General features: G+C 41.6%; 13 protein-coding genes. 11 read left to right on the forward strand and 2 right to left on the reverse strand.

Annotation, left to right across the window (positions count from 1 at the left end):
* Positions 1-12 precede the first annotated feature (12 nt).
* The 4 genes from C1A12_RS09090 (at position 13) to C1A12_RS09105 (ending at position 2,892) form a co-directional block, all read left to right on the forward strand.
* Positions 13-867 carry a PHB depolymerase family esterase gene (locus tag C1A12_RS09090; RefSeq protein WP_159462173.1) on the forward strand — a complete coding sequence of 285 codons (855 nt, stop codon included), beginning with the start codon at positions 13-15 and terminating at the stop codon, positions 865-867.
* Positions 868-1,006: 139 nt separating this feature from the next.
* Positions 1,007-1,768, forward strand: coding sequence for a fumarylacetoacetate hydrolase family protein (locus C1A12_RS09095; RefSeq protein ID WP_101843561.1), 762 nt, complete (start codon positions 1,007-1,009; stop codon positions 1,766-1,768).
* On the forward strand, positions 1,765-2,499 hold the full coding sequence (locus C1A12_RS09100; RefSeq protein WP_101843562.1) for a fumarylacetoacetate hydrolase family protein: 735 nt from the start codon (positions 1,765-1,767) through the stop codon (positions 2,497-2,499). The genes C1A12_RS09095 and C1A12_RS09100 overlap by 4 nt, the downstream gene beginning before the upstream one ends.
* A 12-nt stretch (positions 2,500-2,511) precedes the next feature.
* On the forward strand, positions 2,512-2,892 hold the full coding sequence (locus C1A12_RS09105; protein WP_101843563.1) for a 5-carboxymethyl-2-hydroxymuconate Delta-isomerase: 381 nt from the start codon (positions 2,512-2,514) through the stop codon (positions 2,890-2,892).
* Between the two features lie 220 nt (positions 2,893-3,112).
* Here the strand turns inward: C1A12_RS09105 and C1A12_RS09110 are convergent, their stop codons facing one another.
* A complete protein-coding gene (locus C1A12_RS09110; RefSeq protein WP_200816577.1) occupies positions 3,113-4,009 on the reverse strand; it encodes a LysR family transcriptional regulator in 897 nt (298 codons plus the stop codon).
* 205 nt (positions 4,010-4,214) lie between these two features.
* Here C1A12_RS09110 and hpaE point away from each other — a divergent pair, with 205 nt between their 5' ends.
* From hpaE to C1A12_RS09140, 6 genes are all read left to right on the forward strand, one after another.
* A complete protein-coding gene (gene hpaE, locus C1A12_RS09115; protein ID WP_101844839.1) occupies positions 4,215-5,723 on the forward strand; it encodes a 5-carboxymethyl-2-hydroxymuconate semialdehyde dehydrogenase in 1,509 nt (502 codons plus the stop codon).
* 14 nt (positions 5,724-5,737) lie between these two features.
* A complete protein-coding gene (gene hpaB / locus C1A12_RS09120) occupies positions 5,738-7,207 on the forward strand; it encodes a 4-hydroxyphenylacetate 3-monooxygenase, oxygenase component (RefSeq protein ID WP_101843565.1) in 1,470 nt (489 codons plus the stop codon).
* A gap of 11 nt (positions 7,208-7,218) precedes the next feature.
* Positions 7,219-8,193 carry a 3,4-dihydroxyphenylacetate 2,3-dioxygenase gene (gene hpaD / locus C1A12_RS09125; RefSeq protein WP_101843566.1) on the forward strand — a complete coding sequence of 325 codons (975 nt, stop codon included), beginning with the start codon at positions 7,219-7,221 and terminating at the stop codon, positions 8,191-8,193.
* A 22-nt stretch (positions 8,194-8,215) separates the two neighbouring features.
* Positions 8,216-8,674 (forward strand): flavin reductase family protein, encoded by a 459-nt coding sequence (locus C1A12_RS09130; RefSeq protein WP_101843567.1) that lies wholly within the window; start codon positions 8,216-8,218, stop codon positions 8,672-8,674.
* Between the two features lie 62 nt (positions 8,675-8,736).
* The gene (gene hpaI, locus C1A12_RS09135; protein WP_101843568.1) at positions 8,737-9,657 is read left to right on the forward strand and encodes a 2,4-dihydroxyhept-2-ene-1,7-dioic acid aldolase; all 921 of its coding nucleotides are present in this window, start codon (positions 8,737-8,739) and stop codon (positions 9,655-9,657) included.
* Between the two features lie 89 nt (positions 9,658-9,746).
* Positions 9,747-10,538: an SDR family oxidoreductase gene (locus tag C1A12_RS09140; RefSeq protein ID WP_101843569.1), complete on the forward strand. Its 792-nt coding sequence runs from the start codon at positions 9,747-9,749 to the stop codon at positions 10,536-10,538.
* Between the two features lie 48 nt (positions 10,539-10,586).
* Here C1A12_RS09140 and C1A12_RS09145 read toward each other — a convergent pair whose 3' ends face one another.
* Positions 10,587-10,781 (reverse strand): hypothetical protein, encoded by a 195-nt coding sequence (locus tag C1A12_RS09145; protein ID WP_101843570.1) that lies wholly within the window; start codon positions 10,779-10,781, stop codon positions 10,587-10,589.
* A 279-nt stretch (positions 10,782-11,060) separates the two neighbouring features.
* Between C1A12_RS09145 and C1A12_RS09150 the strand changes: the two genes are divergently transcribed.
* A complete protein-coding gene (locus C1A12_RS09150) occupies positions 11,061-13,124 on the forward strand; it encodes a cation:proton antiporter (protein WP_101843571.1) in 2,064 nt (687 codons plus the stop codon).
* Positions 13,125-13,339 lie beyond the last annotated feature (215 nt).

Here is a 13,339-nt window from a genome sequence, read left to right on the forward strand (position 1 = left end):
GAGAGGTTTAGTATGGACGCACAAGTACAAGTTGTCAAGGATACCCTCCCATCAATGGATGGGGAGCGAACATTTTACTACACGCTTCCGAATAAAATAGAAGGCCGGATTCCTTTAGTGTTTTGTTTTCACGGAGCGGGGAGCAGTGCTAAACATCATATGAGGATGACAGGTTTACTTGAGTTGTCAGAAATACAAGCGGCGTGCTTTGTTTTTCCGGAAGCAATGAACATGGAATCAGGTAATCCAATGACCAAACAATTTAATGAAGGAAGGTCGAAAAATCCTTCGTGCCAAAAGGAAGTGGACGATGCCGGTTTTGTGATCGATATGATTGATTATTTTCGATCTATAACGGCTATTGATGAAAAACGGATATATGTTACAGGATTCTCGAATGGTTCTGCTTTCGCTATGAAGATGGCGATCGACCACCCTGATTTGTTTGCAGGGGTTGGAGGAGTGGGAGGCCCGGTTGTTGACTATATAGGCAATAATGTGAAATGGAAGCACGCTATGCCCCTCATATTCTTTATGGGTAAAGCAGATCCGGTTGTACCGTTTGATGGTCACTACCAGTCAAACTATATGATTGATCAATTATTATCGGCAAGACAGACAGCATTAACTTTTGTACGCTCCCTATCTTTTCCGGTGGAAGAAGAGGTGTTCAAAAAGGATGGCTATACCCGATTCCGCTATTTTTCACGGAATGATACAGCTGAAGTTGTTTTTTACGAGATCAACGAATCTGGACATACGTGGCCTGGAGGCCCCTTTCAGTCAAACCAGCCATTCGGAAAAGTGTGTACTGCGTTACATGCAACGGAACTTATGTGGGAGTTCTTAAAGAAACATCGTAGATAAACTTTTTTAAATAAACCCGAATTAAATCGGGTTTTACATATTGCTCTCATATGAAATAACTATGTTATGAATATTTTATATATAGGACGGCGGGTGGTATTTTATATTTATCAAATAAAGTACTGAAGGAGGAAGCAGGATGAATATTAAAGTACGGGCTCGTGTTAATGGAAATTATTACGATCAGTTTCTCCCTGCTGCTTTAAAGGAAGGGGTGATAGATGCAGAGGAATCAATGATTCATTCCTGGGCATCACCAGTTTGCGGCACTGTTTATGGAACGCTGTTAAATGATCTTCAGTCATTAAAGGCGATGGGCGACCTTCTCAATAAGCCTCCATATGAACAGCCGCCAAAAGCTCCCGTTCTCTATATAAAACCAATCAATACAATAACTGGACACCATACAGAAGTAATCATTCCTGGAGAAGCTGCGCAATTGAAAGTAGGAGCAAGTGTCGGAATTGTGATTGGAAAAAGAACAGCTAAGGTCAAAGCTGAAGATGCTTATGAATTTATAGAAGGCTATACACTCGTTAATGATTTAAGTCTCCCCCATGCCAGTATTTTCCGCCCAGCTATTAAGGAGAAGGTGAGAGATGGGTTCTGCCCGATCGGACCCTGGGTTGTTCCACAAAAATATATTCCGAATCCGGAAAAAATAAAGATTTCTGTTTATATAAATGGTGAAAAAAAGCATCATTATTCATTGGAGAAACTAGTCCGTCCTATTCCCCAGCTCCTACAGGACGTTTCGGAATTTATGACCCTTGATCAAGGTGATTTATTAATGGCGGGGTGCGGCGCCAACCTGCCGACTGCTGAATCAGGAGACATCGTAAGGATAGAGGCTGCAGAAATTGGTGCTCTTGAAAATAAGCTCAGGAGGTGGTGGACTTGAAAACTGCACGGGTAGCCTTTGAAGGGGATATTTTTTACGCGGTCCCATTGGAGGGCAAATTGAAACTTGCCAATGGCAGGATAGTTGAAGAAGAACAGGTCGCCTGGCTTCCTCCTGTAAAGCCTGGCACTTGCTTCGCACTCGGGTTAAATTATATGGATCATGCAACAGAGCTTAAGTTCAAAGCGCCGGAAGAACCACTCGTGTTTCTAAAAGGACCAAATACATTTGTGGGTCACCGCGGCCGAACGAAACGTCCAGAGGATGTAACAAACATGCACTATGAATGTGAGCTTGCTGTTATTATCGGCAGGCAGGCAAGAGCGGTAAGCAAGGCGGAAGCTTACGATTATGTGGCTGGCTACACTATAGCGAATGATTATGCTTTTCGTGATTATTTAGAAAACTATTATCGTCCGAACTTACGTGTTAAAAATCGTGATCACAGTACGCCGCTTGGTCCCTGGTTTGTGGATGCTGCGGATATTAAAGACCCAATGAATCTCTCGCTGCGTACGTTTATCAATGGGGAAAAGGTCCAGGAAGGCACAACGAACGACATGATATTCAAGGTAGATGATCTAATTGAGTATTTAAGCGGGTTTATGACATTAAATCCGGGAGATTTATTATTAACAGGAACGCCTAAAGGTACTATAGATACAAAGGTAGGAGATGAGGTAGTCACTGAGATTGAAGGATTAGGAAAGTTAATAAACACGATTGTATAAGGGGGAGGAAACATGCCTCATATTATAGTGGAGTATACAGCTAATTTGTCGAATCATATAGACATTGAAAATCTCCTGAAAAAAATCAATGAAGCTGTGATCGCCCATAAAGAAATCTTTCCTATCGGCGGAATCCGCAGCCGGGCTTATAAAGTAAACCATTATCAAGTAGCGGACGGAAAAGAAAATGACGCTTTTGTTCATACAACTTTAAAAATAGGGAAAGGACGGACTGAGAAGGAGAAAAGCGATTTCTGCGAAAGTATCTTTGAAGTCATAAAAGATCACTTTAATGCTTATGCAGCTCATAGCTATCTTGCGTTGTCACTTGAACTTTTTGAATTTCACCATAAGACGTATAAATCGAATAATATTCACCACCGATTTTCCTAAGTAAGCGTTTAATGCGCATGCTTTTTCAATTTAATTTCATAGCGGGGAATTCCTGCGGGATCTACGACTTGTACTGCTCCCACAGGAGTATTAAGTATTTAGACTAAGCTAATGGGCTGCATTATTATGCGATGCAAATGGTGGATCCGAAGTTATAGTAGAGTGCAGTTTATGCAGATTTGCGGGGTGTACTTCTACGGGAAATGTCTGTCTAATAGTGTTACACAAAACAAAATTGATCTTCAAACGTCTGAATCAGACGCTGGGAGGCTTTTGTTAAATAGCGATCTTTTTGCCAGATGACTGCAGATTCAGCTTTGACAGATGCCTTATCAAGTTGATAACTCTTTATATTCTTAAAGGCAAATGCTTTTAGAGTAGACTCTGGTACGATGGTGGCACCTACACCGCTCGCTACGAGAGATAAAAGCATCGTTGCATCAGGGCATTCACATGTAATATTTGGTTCGATCCCGTGATCTCGGCATTCCTCAATAATCAATTCAAATTGGCCGCGGCCGCTGATGCGGTGCAGGAGCATTAAAGGCATATCGTGCAATTCTTCAAACTTAACGGTATTCCCTTTACTGCTTACTACATTCCATGATTCAGGAGCAACAAGCACATATGGTTCTGAAGGTAATTTTAAAATATTGAATTCCTCAGACTGCATCGGCATACGTACAATGGCCAATTCAATTTCACGGTTTTTAATACATTCTTCCAAAAAATATGTATCTCCTTCCCGAAGTTGATACCTCATGTTTGGATGTTGAGTTTTAAATATATTCATCGCCGTACTTAAATACGAAAAACAGGACTTTGTGGATCCAATGTGCATTTTTCCACGCATTCCTTCACTTGTTTCACGTACTTCCACCAGAGTTTCTTCAAATTCGGTCAGCAGACGGCCGCCTTTCTCATACAGTATTTCTCCAGCTTTTGTTAATTCCAGTTTTCTTCCTTGCCGGTCGAATAATTTTAAATTTAATTCTTCTTCCATCAGTTTGATTTGCTGACTGAGAGGGGGCTGAGCCATGTGTAAACGTTTAGCTGCTTTTGTAACTTGTTGTTCCTCAGCTACCATTCGAAAATAGCGCAATTGTTTTAAATCCATGATCTTTCTCCTTTCAAATTCCTTATATTTTATATATATGCAAAGTAAATAATATAGATATTTCTCATATATTTATTGTTGTGGTAACTTGAATATACAAAGTTTATTGAATATTTGCAAATTTCCGTTGGAGAGGTTTCCCTTTTTGAAAAATAAAATGTAAGCGATTTCAAAAAATGGTAAGGAGGAGTGTAAATTGAGTGAAATGGAGACAGCTGCTGACATGAAGCAAAAAGCTTTGGCTAATGTATACGATGTGCAGCTCTACATCGACGGCCAATTTGTAGATGCAGAATCCAATCAACAATTCGATAACATAAGCCCGTTTACGAATGAAAAAATAAATAGTGTGGCAGCAGGAAGCAAGGAAGATATTGATAAGGCAGCCAAAGCTGCTAAAACAGCTTTCAAAGGTGCATGGGGAAAGATGAAGCAAAGTGAACGAATTTACTATATAAATAGAATTGCAGATTTGATCGATGAACATATAGAAGAACTAGCACCGCTCGAATCATATGATACCGGGCTGCCAATCAGTATTACAACGAAAATGGTAAGCCGTGCATCACAAAACTTTCGTTTTTACGCTGAGATGGTAGCGAGTCGGATGGTGGGGGAGGCCTATCAGGTAGATGATGAGTTTCTAAACTATACCATTCACAAGCCCGTGGGAGTTGCAGGGTTAATCACGCCATGGAATGCACCCTTTATGCTGGAGACTTGGAAAATCGCACCAGCGCTTGCGACAGGTAATACGGTCATATTAAAACCGGCAGAATGGTCGCCTCTTACTGCTAATAAACTAGCTGAGATTATTGATAAGGCTGGTCTTCCAAAAGGGGTATTTAATGTGGTTCATGGATATGGCGAAACAGCCGGTGCCTCACTCGTACAGCATGAAGAGGTTCAGCTTATCTCCTTTACCGGTGAAACGACAACAGGTTCAGAAATTATGAAAAATGGAGCCGACGCCTTGAAGCGTTTTTCAATGGAACTTGGTGGGAAATCACCGATCATTATATTTGAGGACGCGGATATGGAGCGTGCGTTAGATGCCTGTACCTGGGGGATTTTCTCCTTTAATGGTGAAAGGTGTACAGCGAATTCACGTCTTTATATCCATGAGGATGCAGCAGAAAAATTTATAGCTGCCTTGAAAGAACGTGTGGATAACATACAGGTGGGTGATCCGCTGGATAAATCTACTCAAGTCGGTCCGTTAATCCATATCGATCATTATAAGACAGTAAAAAGTTACCTGAATCTTGCTGTGAAAGAAGGCTGCGAAGTTTACCAGGGCAGCATTCCTGAACAGTTTATGCGCGGCAACTACATTCCACCGACGATCTTACTGAATGCCGATCATTCCATGCAGGTTGTTCAAGAGGAAATCTTTGGCCCTGTTTTAGCTGTTATGACATTTCGCGATGAAGAAGAAGTGATTGAACTAGCGAATGATACACGCTACGGGTTAGCTGGTTATGTTTGGACAAAAGACATTCAAAGAGGTCATCGTGTGTCGCAGGCAATTGATTCAGGGATGCTTTGGATTAACTCACAAAATGTTCGTGACTTAAGAACTCCATTTGGGGGGGCTAGGCACAGTGGTATCGGAAGAGAAGGCGGATATTACGCATTTGATTTTTATACAGAGATGCAAGTCATCCACGTTGCACTTGGTGATCACCGAATTCCGCAGTTTGGAAAAAAATAAAGGAGGGTTTCAAAATGCCTGCAAAAACAGGGGCTCAATATATTGATCGATTAAAGCAAGCGAAAAATAACGTTTATATTGGAGGAAAGAAAGTAGAAGATCCAACAACTCACCCTGCTTTTAGAAATGTTATTCAGTCGATGGCAAAGCTTTATGATACACAATATAAAAAGCCTGACAAAATGCTTTATTCCTCACCTCAAACCGGGGATCCAGTCGGGATGACCTTTTACCGTCCGGAAACCATTGAGGATTTAATCAAAAGAAGAGAGGCTATTCAAGAATGGGCCCGCCTTTCCGGAGGGATGATGGGAAGGTCTCCTGATTATTTGAATGCGGAAGTAATGGCCATGGGGGTGGCGAATGATCTGTTTGCAGAAGACGATCAAATGTTTGCTGAAAATGCGAAAAACTACTATGACTATGCTCGCGAAAATGATATTAGTTTAACGCATACGCTTATTCATCCACAAGTCAACAGGGAGAAAGCTCAGCACGAGCAGAAAGATGCAAATGCAGCCTTACATTTAGTGAAGAAGAAAAGTGATGGAATTATTGTAGATGGAGCACGGTTGCTTGCAACGCAGGGCGGTATCACAGATGAAATTCTTGTATTTCCTTCTACAGTAAAGATGGCCGGGGAGCTTGACGATCCTTATTCACTGGCTTTTGTGGTGCCAAACAATACACCTGGGTTGAAATTTTTGAGTCGTGAATCATTTGATTATGGCAGGGAGGAATGGGATCATCCGCTGGGCAGCCGCTTTGAAGAGGGGGATGCAATCGTATATTTTGATCACGTATTTGTTCCCTGGGATAAAGTTTTTGTGTGCGGCAATTCGTCGATTTGCAACCGGACTTTCCTTGAAACAAATGCAGTAGTGCATATGTCTCACCAGGTAGTAGCTAAAAATATTATTAAAACTGAGTTTGTACTTGGCATTATTTTAAGTGTAATGGATGCAATCGGTATTGATAAATTTCAGCACGTAATGGATAAAGGTACGGAAGTGATGCTGATTCTTGAAAATATGAAATCCCATCTCTTCAAGGCGGAGTACAATGCAAAGCTCGATAAATGGGGAACAATGACACCGGATTTTGAAGCATTAAACGCAGCACGCAACTGGTACCCGAGAGTGTACCCGCGAATAACAGAGATTTTAAGAATTCTTGGGGCCTCTGGTTTAATGGGGATCCCATCTGAAGCAGATTTTCATCATAAGGAAGTTGGTCCGTTACTGGATCGCGCCCTACAGTCAAAGAATCTACAAGGCTATGACCGCGTGAAACTATTTCGATTAGCCTGGGACGTAACAATGAGCGCATTCGGAAGCAGACAGACGCATTATGAGTATTATTTCTTTGGCGACCCAGTCAAAATGGGGATGACTTATTTTGAACAGTTTGATAAGGAATCACTTAAAAGTTATGTGCAGGACTTTTTAAATAATGTTCAGTCATCAAAACCAACAAAAGTGTGAGGGGTGGGACCATGAGCTTTGATATTATCCGTGCCGGCCGTGCAGTACTACATGTAACAGATTTAGAAAAATCCCGGCAATTTTACGATGCGCTCGGTTTCATAGAAACCGAATCGGATGAGAATCAAATTTTTCTTAGAGGTTTGGAAGAGCACAATCATCATAGTCTGTTATTGAAAAAAAAGGGTGAACCAGCACTTGAAGTAATCAGTTACAAAGTTCGTTCCGATTCAGACTTAGATATGATCGCTGCAAAGCTTGAAGGTGAAGGATCCGCCGTTAAATGGCTGGATGAGCAGAAAGCTCTTGGACGCACATTACGCTATCAGGATATTTCAGGACTTCCAATTGAATTCTATGCTCACATGGAGCCCGTTGAACGTAAGCTTCAACAATATCAATTGTATAAAGGGGCTAAGGTGCAGCGCATAGATCACTTTAATTGTATGGTAACCGACGTAGAATCCGCGCAGCATTATTATATGAAAGAACTTGGATTTGGCTGCTCTGAATATACGGCGGTAGAAGAAGAAAAAGTATGGGCTGCCTGGCTTCATCGGAAGCCAAGTGTACATGACGTCGCTTTTATGAACGGGGAAGGTCCGCGCCTTCACCATGTGGGTTTCTGGCTGAAGGATCCTATGAGTATAATCGATGGCTGTGACGTCCTTGCTTCGCTCGGTTATGGACCAAACATTGAAAGAGGCCCTGGCCGGCATGGATTGTCGAATGCTTTCTTCCTTTACCTGCGCGACCCTGATGGACACCGGGTTGAGCTCTATAACGGTGATTACTTAACGAGCGATCCTGATTTTAAACCCATTCGCTGGGATTTAAATGATCCAATGCGTCAAACATTCTGGGGGCATGCAGCGCCTGATTGCTGGTTTGAAGAAGCAACTGAAGTTTTAAATGTGCATAGCAGTGAGAAAGTGACTATACGCACAGCGAAGCTTAAGAAAAGCAAACCCACCTTTGTGATCTAAAAAAGTGAAAGAGGTGTTCCATATGGATGATCGGATGTTTCGTACAGCTATGGGGAAGTTTACGACAGGGGTTACGGTTATTGCTTCTGAGCACAATGGGGAGGTGCACGGAATGACTGCGAATGCCTTTATGTCGGTATCTCTTGATCCTAAGCTTATCCTCATATCTGTCGGTGAAAATGCAAAAATGAATGAAATCCTCCAGGAAGCCCAAAAATTTACCGTGAATATTTTAACGGAAAACCAGCAAGAACTGTCGATGATCTTTGCAGGTCAGATTAAAGATCGTAAAGTTATTTTTAATACATTTGAAGGAATGCCGGTTTTAGAAGACGCTCTCGTCAGCCTTGCATGCAGAGTATACGATTCATATGCAGCAGGGGACCATATCTTATATATCGGTGAGGTGATCAATCTAAGCGTGCAGGATGGTGAACCACTCACCTTCTATGAAGGAAAATATAATCAGGTCACCTCTTAACAGGGGGATTTTCAGGTATTGGGAGTATTAAGCCTATAACGCTGGTAAGGAGGAAATGGATAATGAAGAGGGACTATAGTGAAATAAAATCTAGACTAAGAGGATCGATTACCCCTGTAGTTACTCCGTTTAAAGCTGATGGTTCAATTGATTTTGAAACTATGACTAAGTTGATAGAATTTCAGCTTAGGAATGGGACTCATGGGATTTCTGTCACCGGAACATCCGGAGAGCCGAGCTCTTTAACTTTAGAAGAGAGAGAGCAAGTGATGGAAAACTCGTATAAAACAATTAACAGGCGCGTTCCATTTGTGCCAGGAACTGGATCCACAAATCATGCAGAAACCATGAGATTAACAAAAAAAGCAGAGCAAATAGGTGCGGATGCTGCAATGGTTATCGTACCATACTATAACAAACCAAATCAGCATGCGCTTTACAAGCATTTTAAAACAGTTGCAGATTCGGTGGAAATACCTATCATCATTTACAATATCCCCGGACGCACTGCTCAGAATTTACACGTCGATACACTTGCAAGGCTCAGTAAGGACTGTTCAAATATTATTGGTGTGAAAGAATCAAATAAAGACTTCGAGCATGTAAATCGAGTGCTTCAGCGCTGCGGACGCGATTTCCTTTTATTCTCGGGAATTGAACTTCTCTGTTACCCCATGCTTGCGATTGGGGGAGCGGGGTCTGTCAGTGCCACGGCGAATGTATTACCGGGAAAAGTAGCAGAAATGCATGATGCCTGGTTTAATGGGGAGGGGCAGAGAGCTCAGCAAATTCATTATGAATTAATGGAATTAAATGACGTATTGTTTAAAGATACGAACCCCGCTCCAGTAAAAGCCGCATTAGGAATGATGGGCATGATAGACCCTCATCTTCGTCTGCCGATGGATCTTCCATCCAAAGAATTACAGCAGGAAATTCGTACCACGCTAAACAAATATAATATTACTCTTCCATACGCTTAAGAAAAATGAAGCTTAGATTCGAAGCTGATTCAGCCGTCTAAGCTTCATTTTTGTTATACTGAACAAAAATGGTGGAGAGGAATGATTTCATGGACCTACATCTACAAGGAAAATCGGTGATTGTGACAGCTGCGAGCAAAGGACTGGGAAAAGCAGTGGCGCTGGAGTTCGCGAAGGAAGGAGCTTGTGTGCTAATCTCGAGCCGGAGTGAAGCGGAGCTTAAAAAAACAAAACAAGATATTGTGGCTCAATCAGGGAACAATCAAGTTGATTATACTGTATGTGATATGACTAAACCTGAACAAATAGAAAGCTTAATAAAGAGAGCGGCGGATTGGAATGGTGCTGTAGATGTGCTGATTAATAATGCGGGGGGTCCTCCTGCTGGTACATTTGAAGACTTTTCCGATGAGGATTGGCAGCAGGCGTTTGAGTTGAATCTGCTTAGTTTTACTCGGACGATTAGAGAAGTGCTGCCTTCCATGAAAAAGCAGAAAAGCGGTCATATCATTAATATTGCTTCATCTTCCATTAAGCAGACCCTGGATAACTTGATTCTTTCGAATACATTTCGGGCTGGCATTGTTGGGTTGGCTAAAAGCTTATCCCAGGAATTAGCCCCTCATAATATCTTAATTAACACGGTTGGTCCGGGGAGAATTGCAACAGATCGAGTGGAGAGCCTTGATCAAAAGAAAGCGGATGAACTTGGTATTACTATAGAAGAAGTTAAAGACAAAGCTGCCCAGGCAATACCGATGCAGCGGTATGGTGAGCCGGAAGAATTTGCCCGGGCTGTAGTATTCCTGGCTTCAGGAGGCAACACTTATGTAACAGGACAAGCGGTCGTCGTTGACGGCGGGTTGGTTAAAGCCCTTTAAAACATGCAAAACGGCATCCCTTCCATTAATGGATGGGATGCCGTTATTTTAATGGTTTTTCTTTCCTTCGCTGATAAGACCGATCGCTTTCTTTAAATAAAAGAAACTGAGATACCCGAATCCAAGGATAAGCAATATACTTAATGCAATCCAAAAGTAGCTTAACAGGTCAGGTAAAAACAGAGTAACCAAAGTAAATATAACTGCACCGATCATAAAAAACGTGACTAAACGTATCGCCATCTTTATAAACCTCCTGATGCTCTTAGTATAAAATAAGAAAGAATCCGTTTACAACCTTAATTTCCTCTAAACACTTTGTTATTTACGTATCGTTAAAATTGTATGAATGTGAGTTTATGTATTGTCTTTTGAGAAAGAAATATAGTATATTATTGACTCATATAGTGAAATCTTGAATGCCGAGAATTCTCTACTAACAAAATAAAAATCGACCCATATATGATATGTAGTTGACTCTTAGCGTCAGTGATGGTCTGTATAGATTGTGAGGGTTTAACGATGAACATCCCTTTACAGGAACCAGTTATTATTTTTGGTTTAGCTGTATTGATTTTTCTCTTTTTTCCTTTATTAATGGGAAAACTAAGAATTCCTGCTATCATCGGGCCGATTATAGCCGGTATTATTATAGGACCAAATGGATTGAATTGGTTAGCTCGTGACTCAACAATTGAGCTGCTTGGAACTGTCGGTCTGCTTTTTATTATTTTTATAGCCGGGCTAGAGCTCGATATAGACGGATTTAAGAAATATCGTAATCGAAGTATTGTCTTCGGGCTGCTATCATTCTCCATTCCTCTGACATTAGGTACTGCAATAGGGATTTATTTAGGATTTAGTGTGCCGGCTTCCATTTTGCTAGGGTCCATCGTGGGATCTCATACGCTTTTGGGCTACCCTATCGTCAGCCGTCTCGGTGTAACGAAAAATAAAGCTGTCACGACTGCTATCGGGGGGACTTTGTTAACTGATACTCTAGCTATGCTGGTTCTGGCTGTGATTACAGGGGCCGCCGAAGGAGAGTTATCAGTTGGATTCTGGGCCCAGCTTATTATCGCCACTGCTTTATTTGCAGGGGGGATTTTTATAGTGACTCCGTATATTTCCCGATGGTTTTTCCGAAATTCCAACAATGATGGAGCAACTGAATTTAACTTTGTCATGGTGATCTTGTTCGTAGCAGGCAGCGTGGCTTTATTCGCAGGGCTTCAGCCTATTATTGGAGCTTTCCTGGCCGGGTTGGCTTTGAACCGTTATATTTATGATCATGGTCCATTAATGAACCGAATTCGTTTTACTGCGAACGCGCTTTTTATTCCGTTTTTCTTATTGTCAGTAGGAATGTTAATGGACTTAAGTGTATTAGTATCGAATCCCGAAGCGTGGGTTGTGACAGGGTTAATTCTGTTTTCGGTCGTATTTGGCAAAGCAGCAGCTGGTTTTTTAACGGCCAGGATCTACAATTATTCAATAAATGAACGTAAAGTTATTTTCGGATTATCGATATCACAAGCAGCCGCAACCCTTGCTTCAACGTTGGTCGGCTATGAAATTGGCTTGCTCAATCAGCAGACAGTTAATGCGGTAATCGTTATGATTTTAATGACTTGTATTCTGGGCCCGTACTTTTCAGAGAAATATGCTCGGCAACTTTCAACATCACAAGCACGGTCACCGCAAATGGAAAGTATGCCTGAAAGAATTCTTATTCCTTTGGCAAACCCCGGAACGATGGAATCATTAATGGACTTAGGGTTTATTATAAAGAAAGCCAAAAGAACGGAAGAGCCCCTGTATCCTTTAAGTGTAGTGCAGAAAGATTTGAAAAAAGCAAGCACAGAGGTTGCTCAAGCAGAAAGAATGCTTGGTCACTCTGTTATCTACGCCTCGGGAGCTGATGTACCAGTGAAGCTGTTAACGCGAGTGGACCGCAACATCGGACGAGGAATCGAAAGAGCGGTGGCTGAAGAACGAATCACCACTATCATAGCCGGCTGGAATGGACAGCGGGTGGGGAGTCAGAAGATCTTTGGCGGAATTATTGATAACTTTTTAGAACACACTTACCAGCGTTCATTAATTACGCGAATCCGTCATCCTTTAAATACCACTGAACGAATCATTATGATTGTTCCGAATAACGTGGCCTTTAAGCCGGGGTTTGATGATTCGGTTTCCATTATTAAAGACATTGCTGCTCAATTAAATGCTTCGTTAAGAAGTTATGTAGTCCGCGATAATCTTGATACGTATGAAGCGGTATCAAAACGTGTAAGGCCAGGCATTCCTATCGATTTTTATTCTTCAGAAAGCTGGGAATCGCTTTATGAACAAGATCTTAAAGGAATTAAGTCCAATGACCTTATTATATTAATCAGTGCACGTCGAGGGACGGTTGCATGGCATCCTGAACTTGAAGTACTCCCTAAAAAGCTTGCTGAGATGAATAAAGGAAGTCTTATTGTGTTTTATCCTACAGAAATGAAGGAAGCGGACTTACGTGGAACGAGAGGAACAGAAGTGCCGAAAGAGTTATTGTTTAGAAGTGATTTTCATAACTAAAGCAGAAGGTCAAATTAACTTGCTGTCGAGTGTCTCGACAGCATTTTTGTCTATTATAGTTAACTTAGAGGAAGAGGTCTGCTTTATGCAGCCTGCCATTAAGAAGAATAAAATAGGCTTTGTGCTGGACAACTTGAAGTCTACCCGAAGACAGCCATAGGCGTGGTGAAACACTTTGAGTTCCACTTGTGATAAAATTTTAACTATACTTACTT

Source organism: Halobacillus sp. Marseille-P3879 (assembly GCF_900240285.1).
Taxonomy (GTDB): domain Bacteria; phylum Bacillota; class Bacilli; order Bacillales; family Halobacillaceae; genus Halobacillus_A.

Bases quoted from the DNA above. Each gene is read 5' to 3' on its own strand.
- C1A12_RS09090 (WP_159462173.1), top strand. From the start codon at position 13: ATGGACGCACAAGTACAAGTTGTCAAGGATACCCTCCCATCAATGGAT.
- C1A12_RS09095 (WP_101843561.1), top strand. From the start codon at position 1,007: ATGAATATTAAAGTACGGGCTCGTGTTAATGGAAATTATTACGATCAG.
- C1A12_RS09105 (WP_101843563.1), top strand. From the start codon at position 2,512: ATGCCTCATATTATAGTGGAGTATACAGCTAATTTGTCGAATCATATA.
- C1A12_RS09110 (WP_200816577.1), bottom strand. From the start codon at position 4,009: ATGGATTTAAAACAATTGCGCTATTTTCGAATGGTAGCTGAGGAACAA.
- hpaE (WP_101844839.1), top strand. From the start codon at position 4,215: ATGGAGACAGCTGCTGACATGAAGCAAAAAGCTTTGGCTAATGTATAC.
- hpaB (WP_101843565.1), top strand. From the start codon at position 5,738: ATGCCTGCAAAAACAGGGGCTCAATATATTGATCGATTAAAGCAAGCG.
- hpaD (WP_101843566.1), top strand. From the start codon at position 7,219: ATGAGCTTTGATATTATCCGTGCCGGCCGTGCAGTACTACATGTAACA.
- C1A12_RS09130 (WP_101843567.1), top strand. From the start codon at position 8,216: ATGGATGATCGGATGTTTCGTACAGCTATGGGGAAGTTTACGACAGGG.
- hpaI (WP_101843568.1), top strand. From the start codon at position 8,737: ATGAAGAGGGACTATAGTGAAATAAAATCTAGACTAAGAGGATCGATT.
- C1A12_RS09140 (WP_101843569.1), top strand. From the start codon at position 9,747: ATGGACCTACATCTACAAGGAAAATCGGTGATTGTGACAGCTGCGAGC.
- C1A12_RS09145 (WP_101843570.1), bottom strand. From the start codon at position 10,781: ATGGCGATACGTTTAGTCACGTTTTTTATGATCGGTGCAGTTATATTT.
- C1A12_RS09150 (WP_101843571.1), top strand. From the start codon at position 11,061: ATGAACATCCCTTTACAGGAACCAGTTATTATTTTTGGTTTAGCTGTA.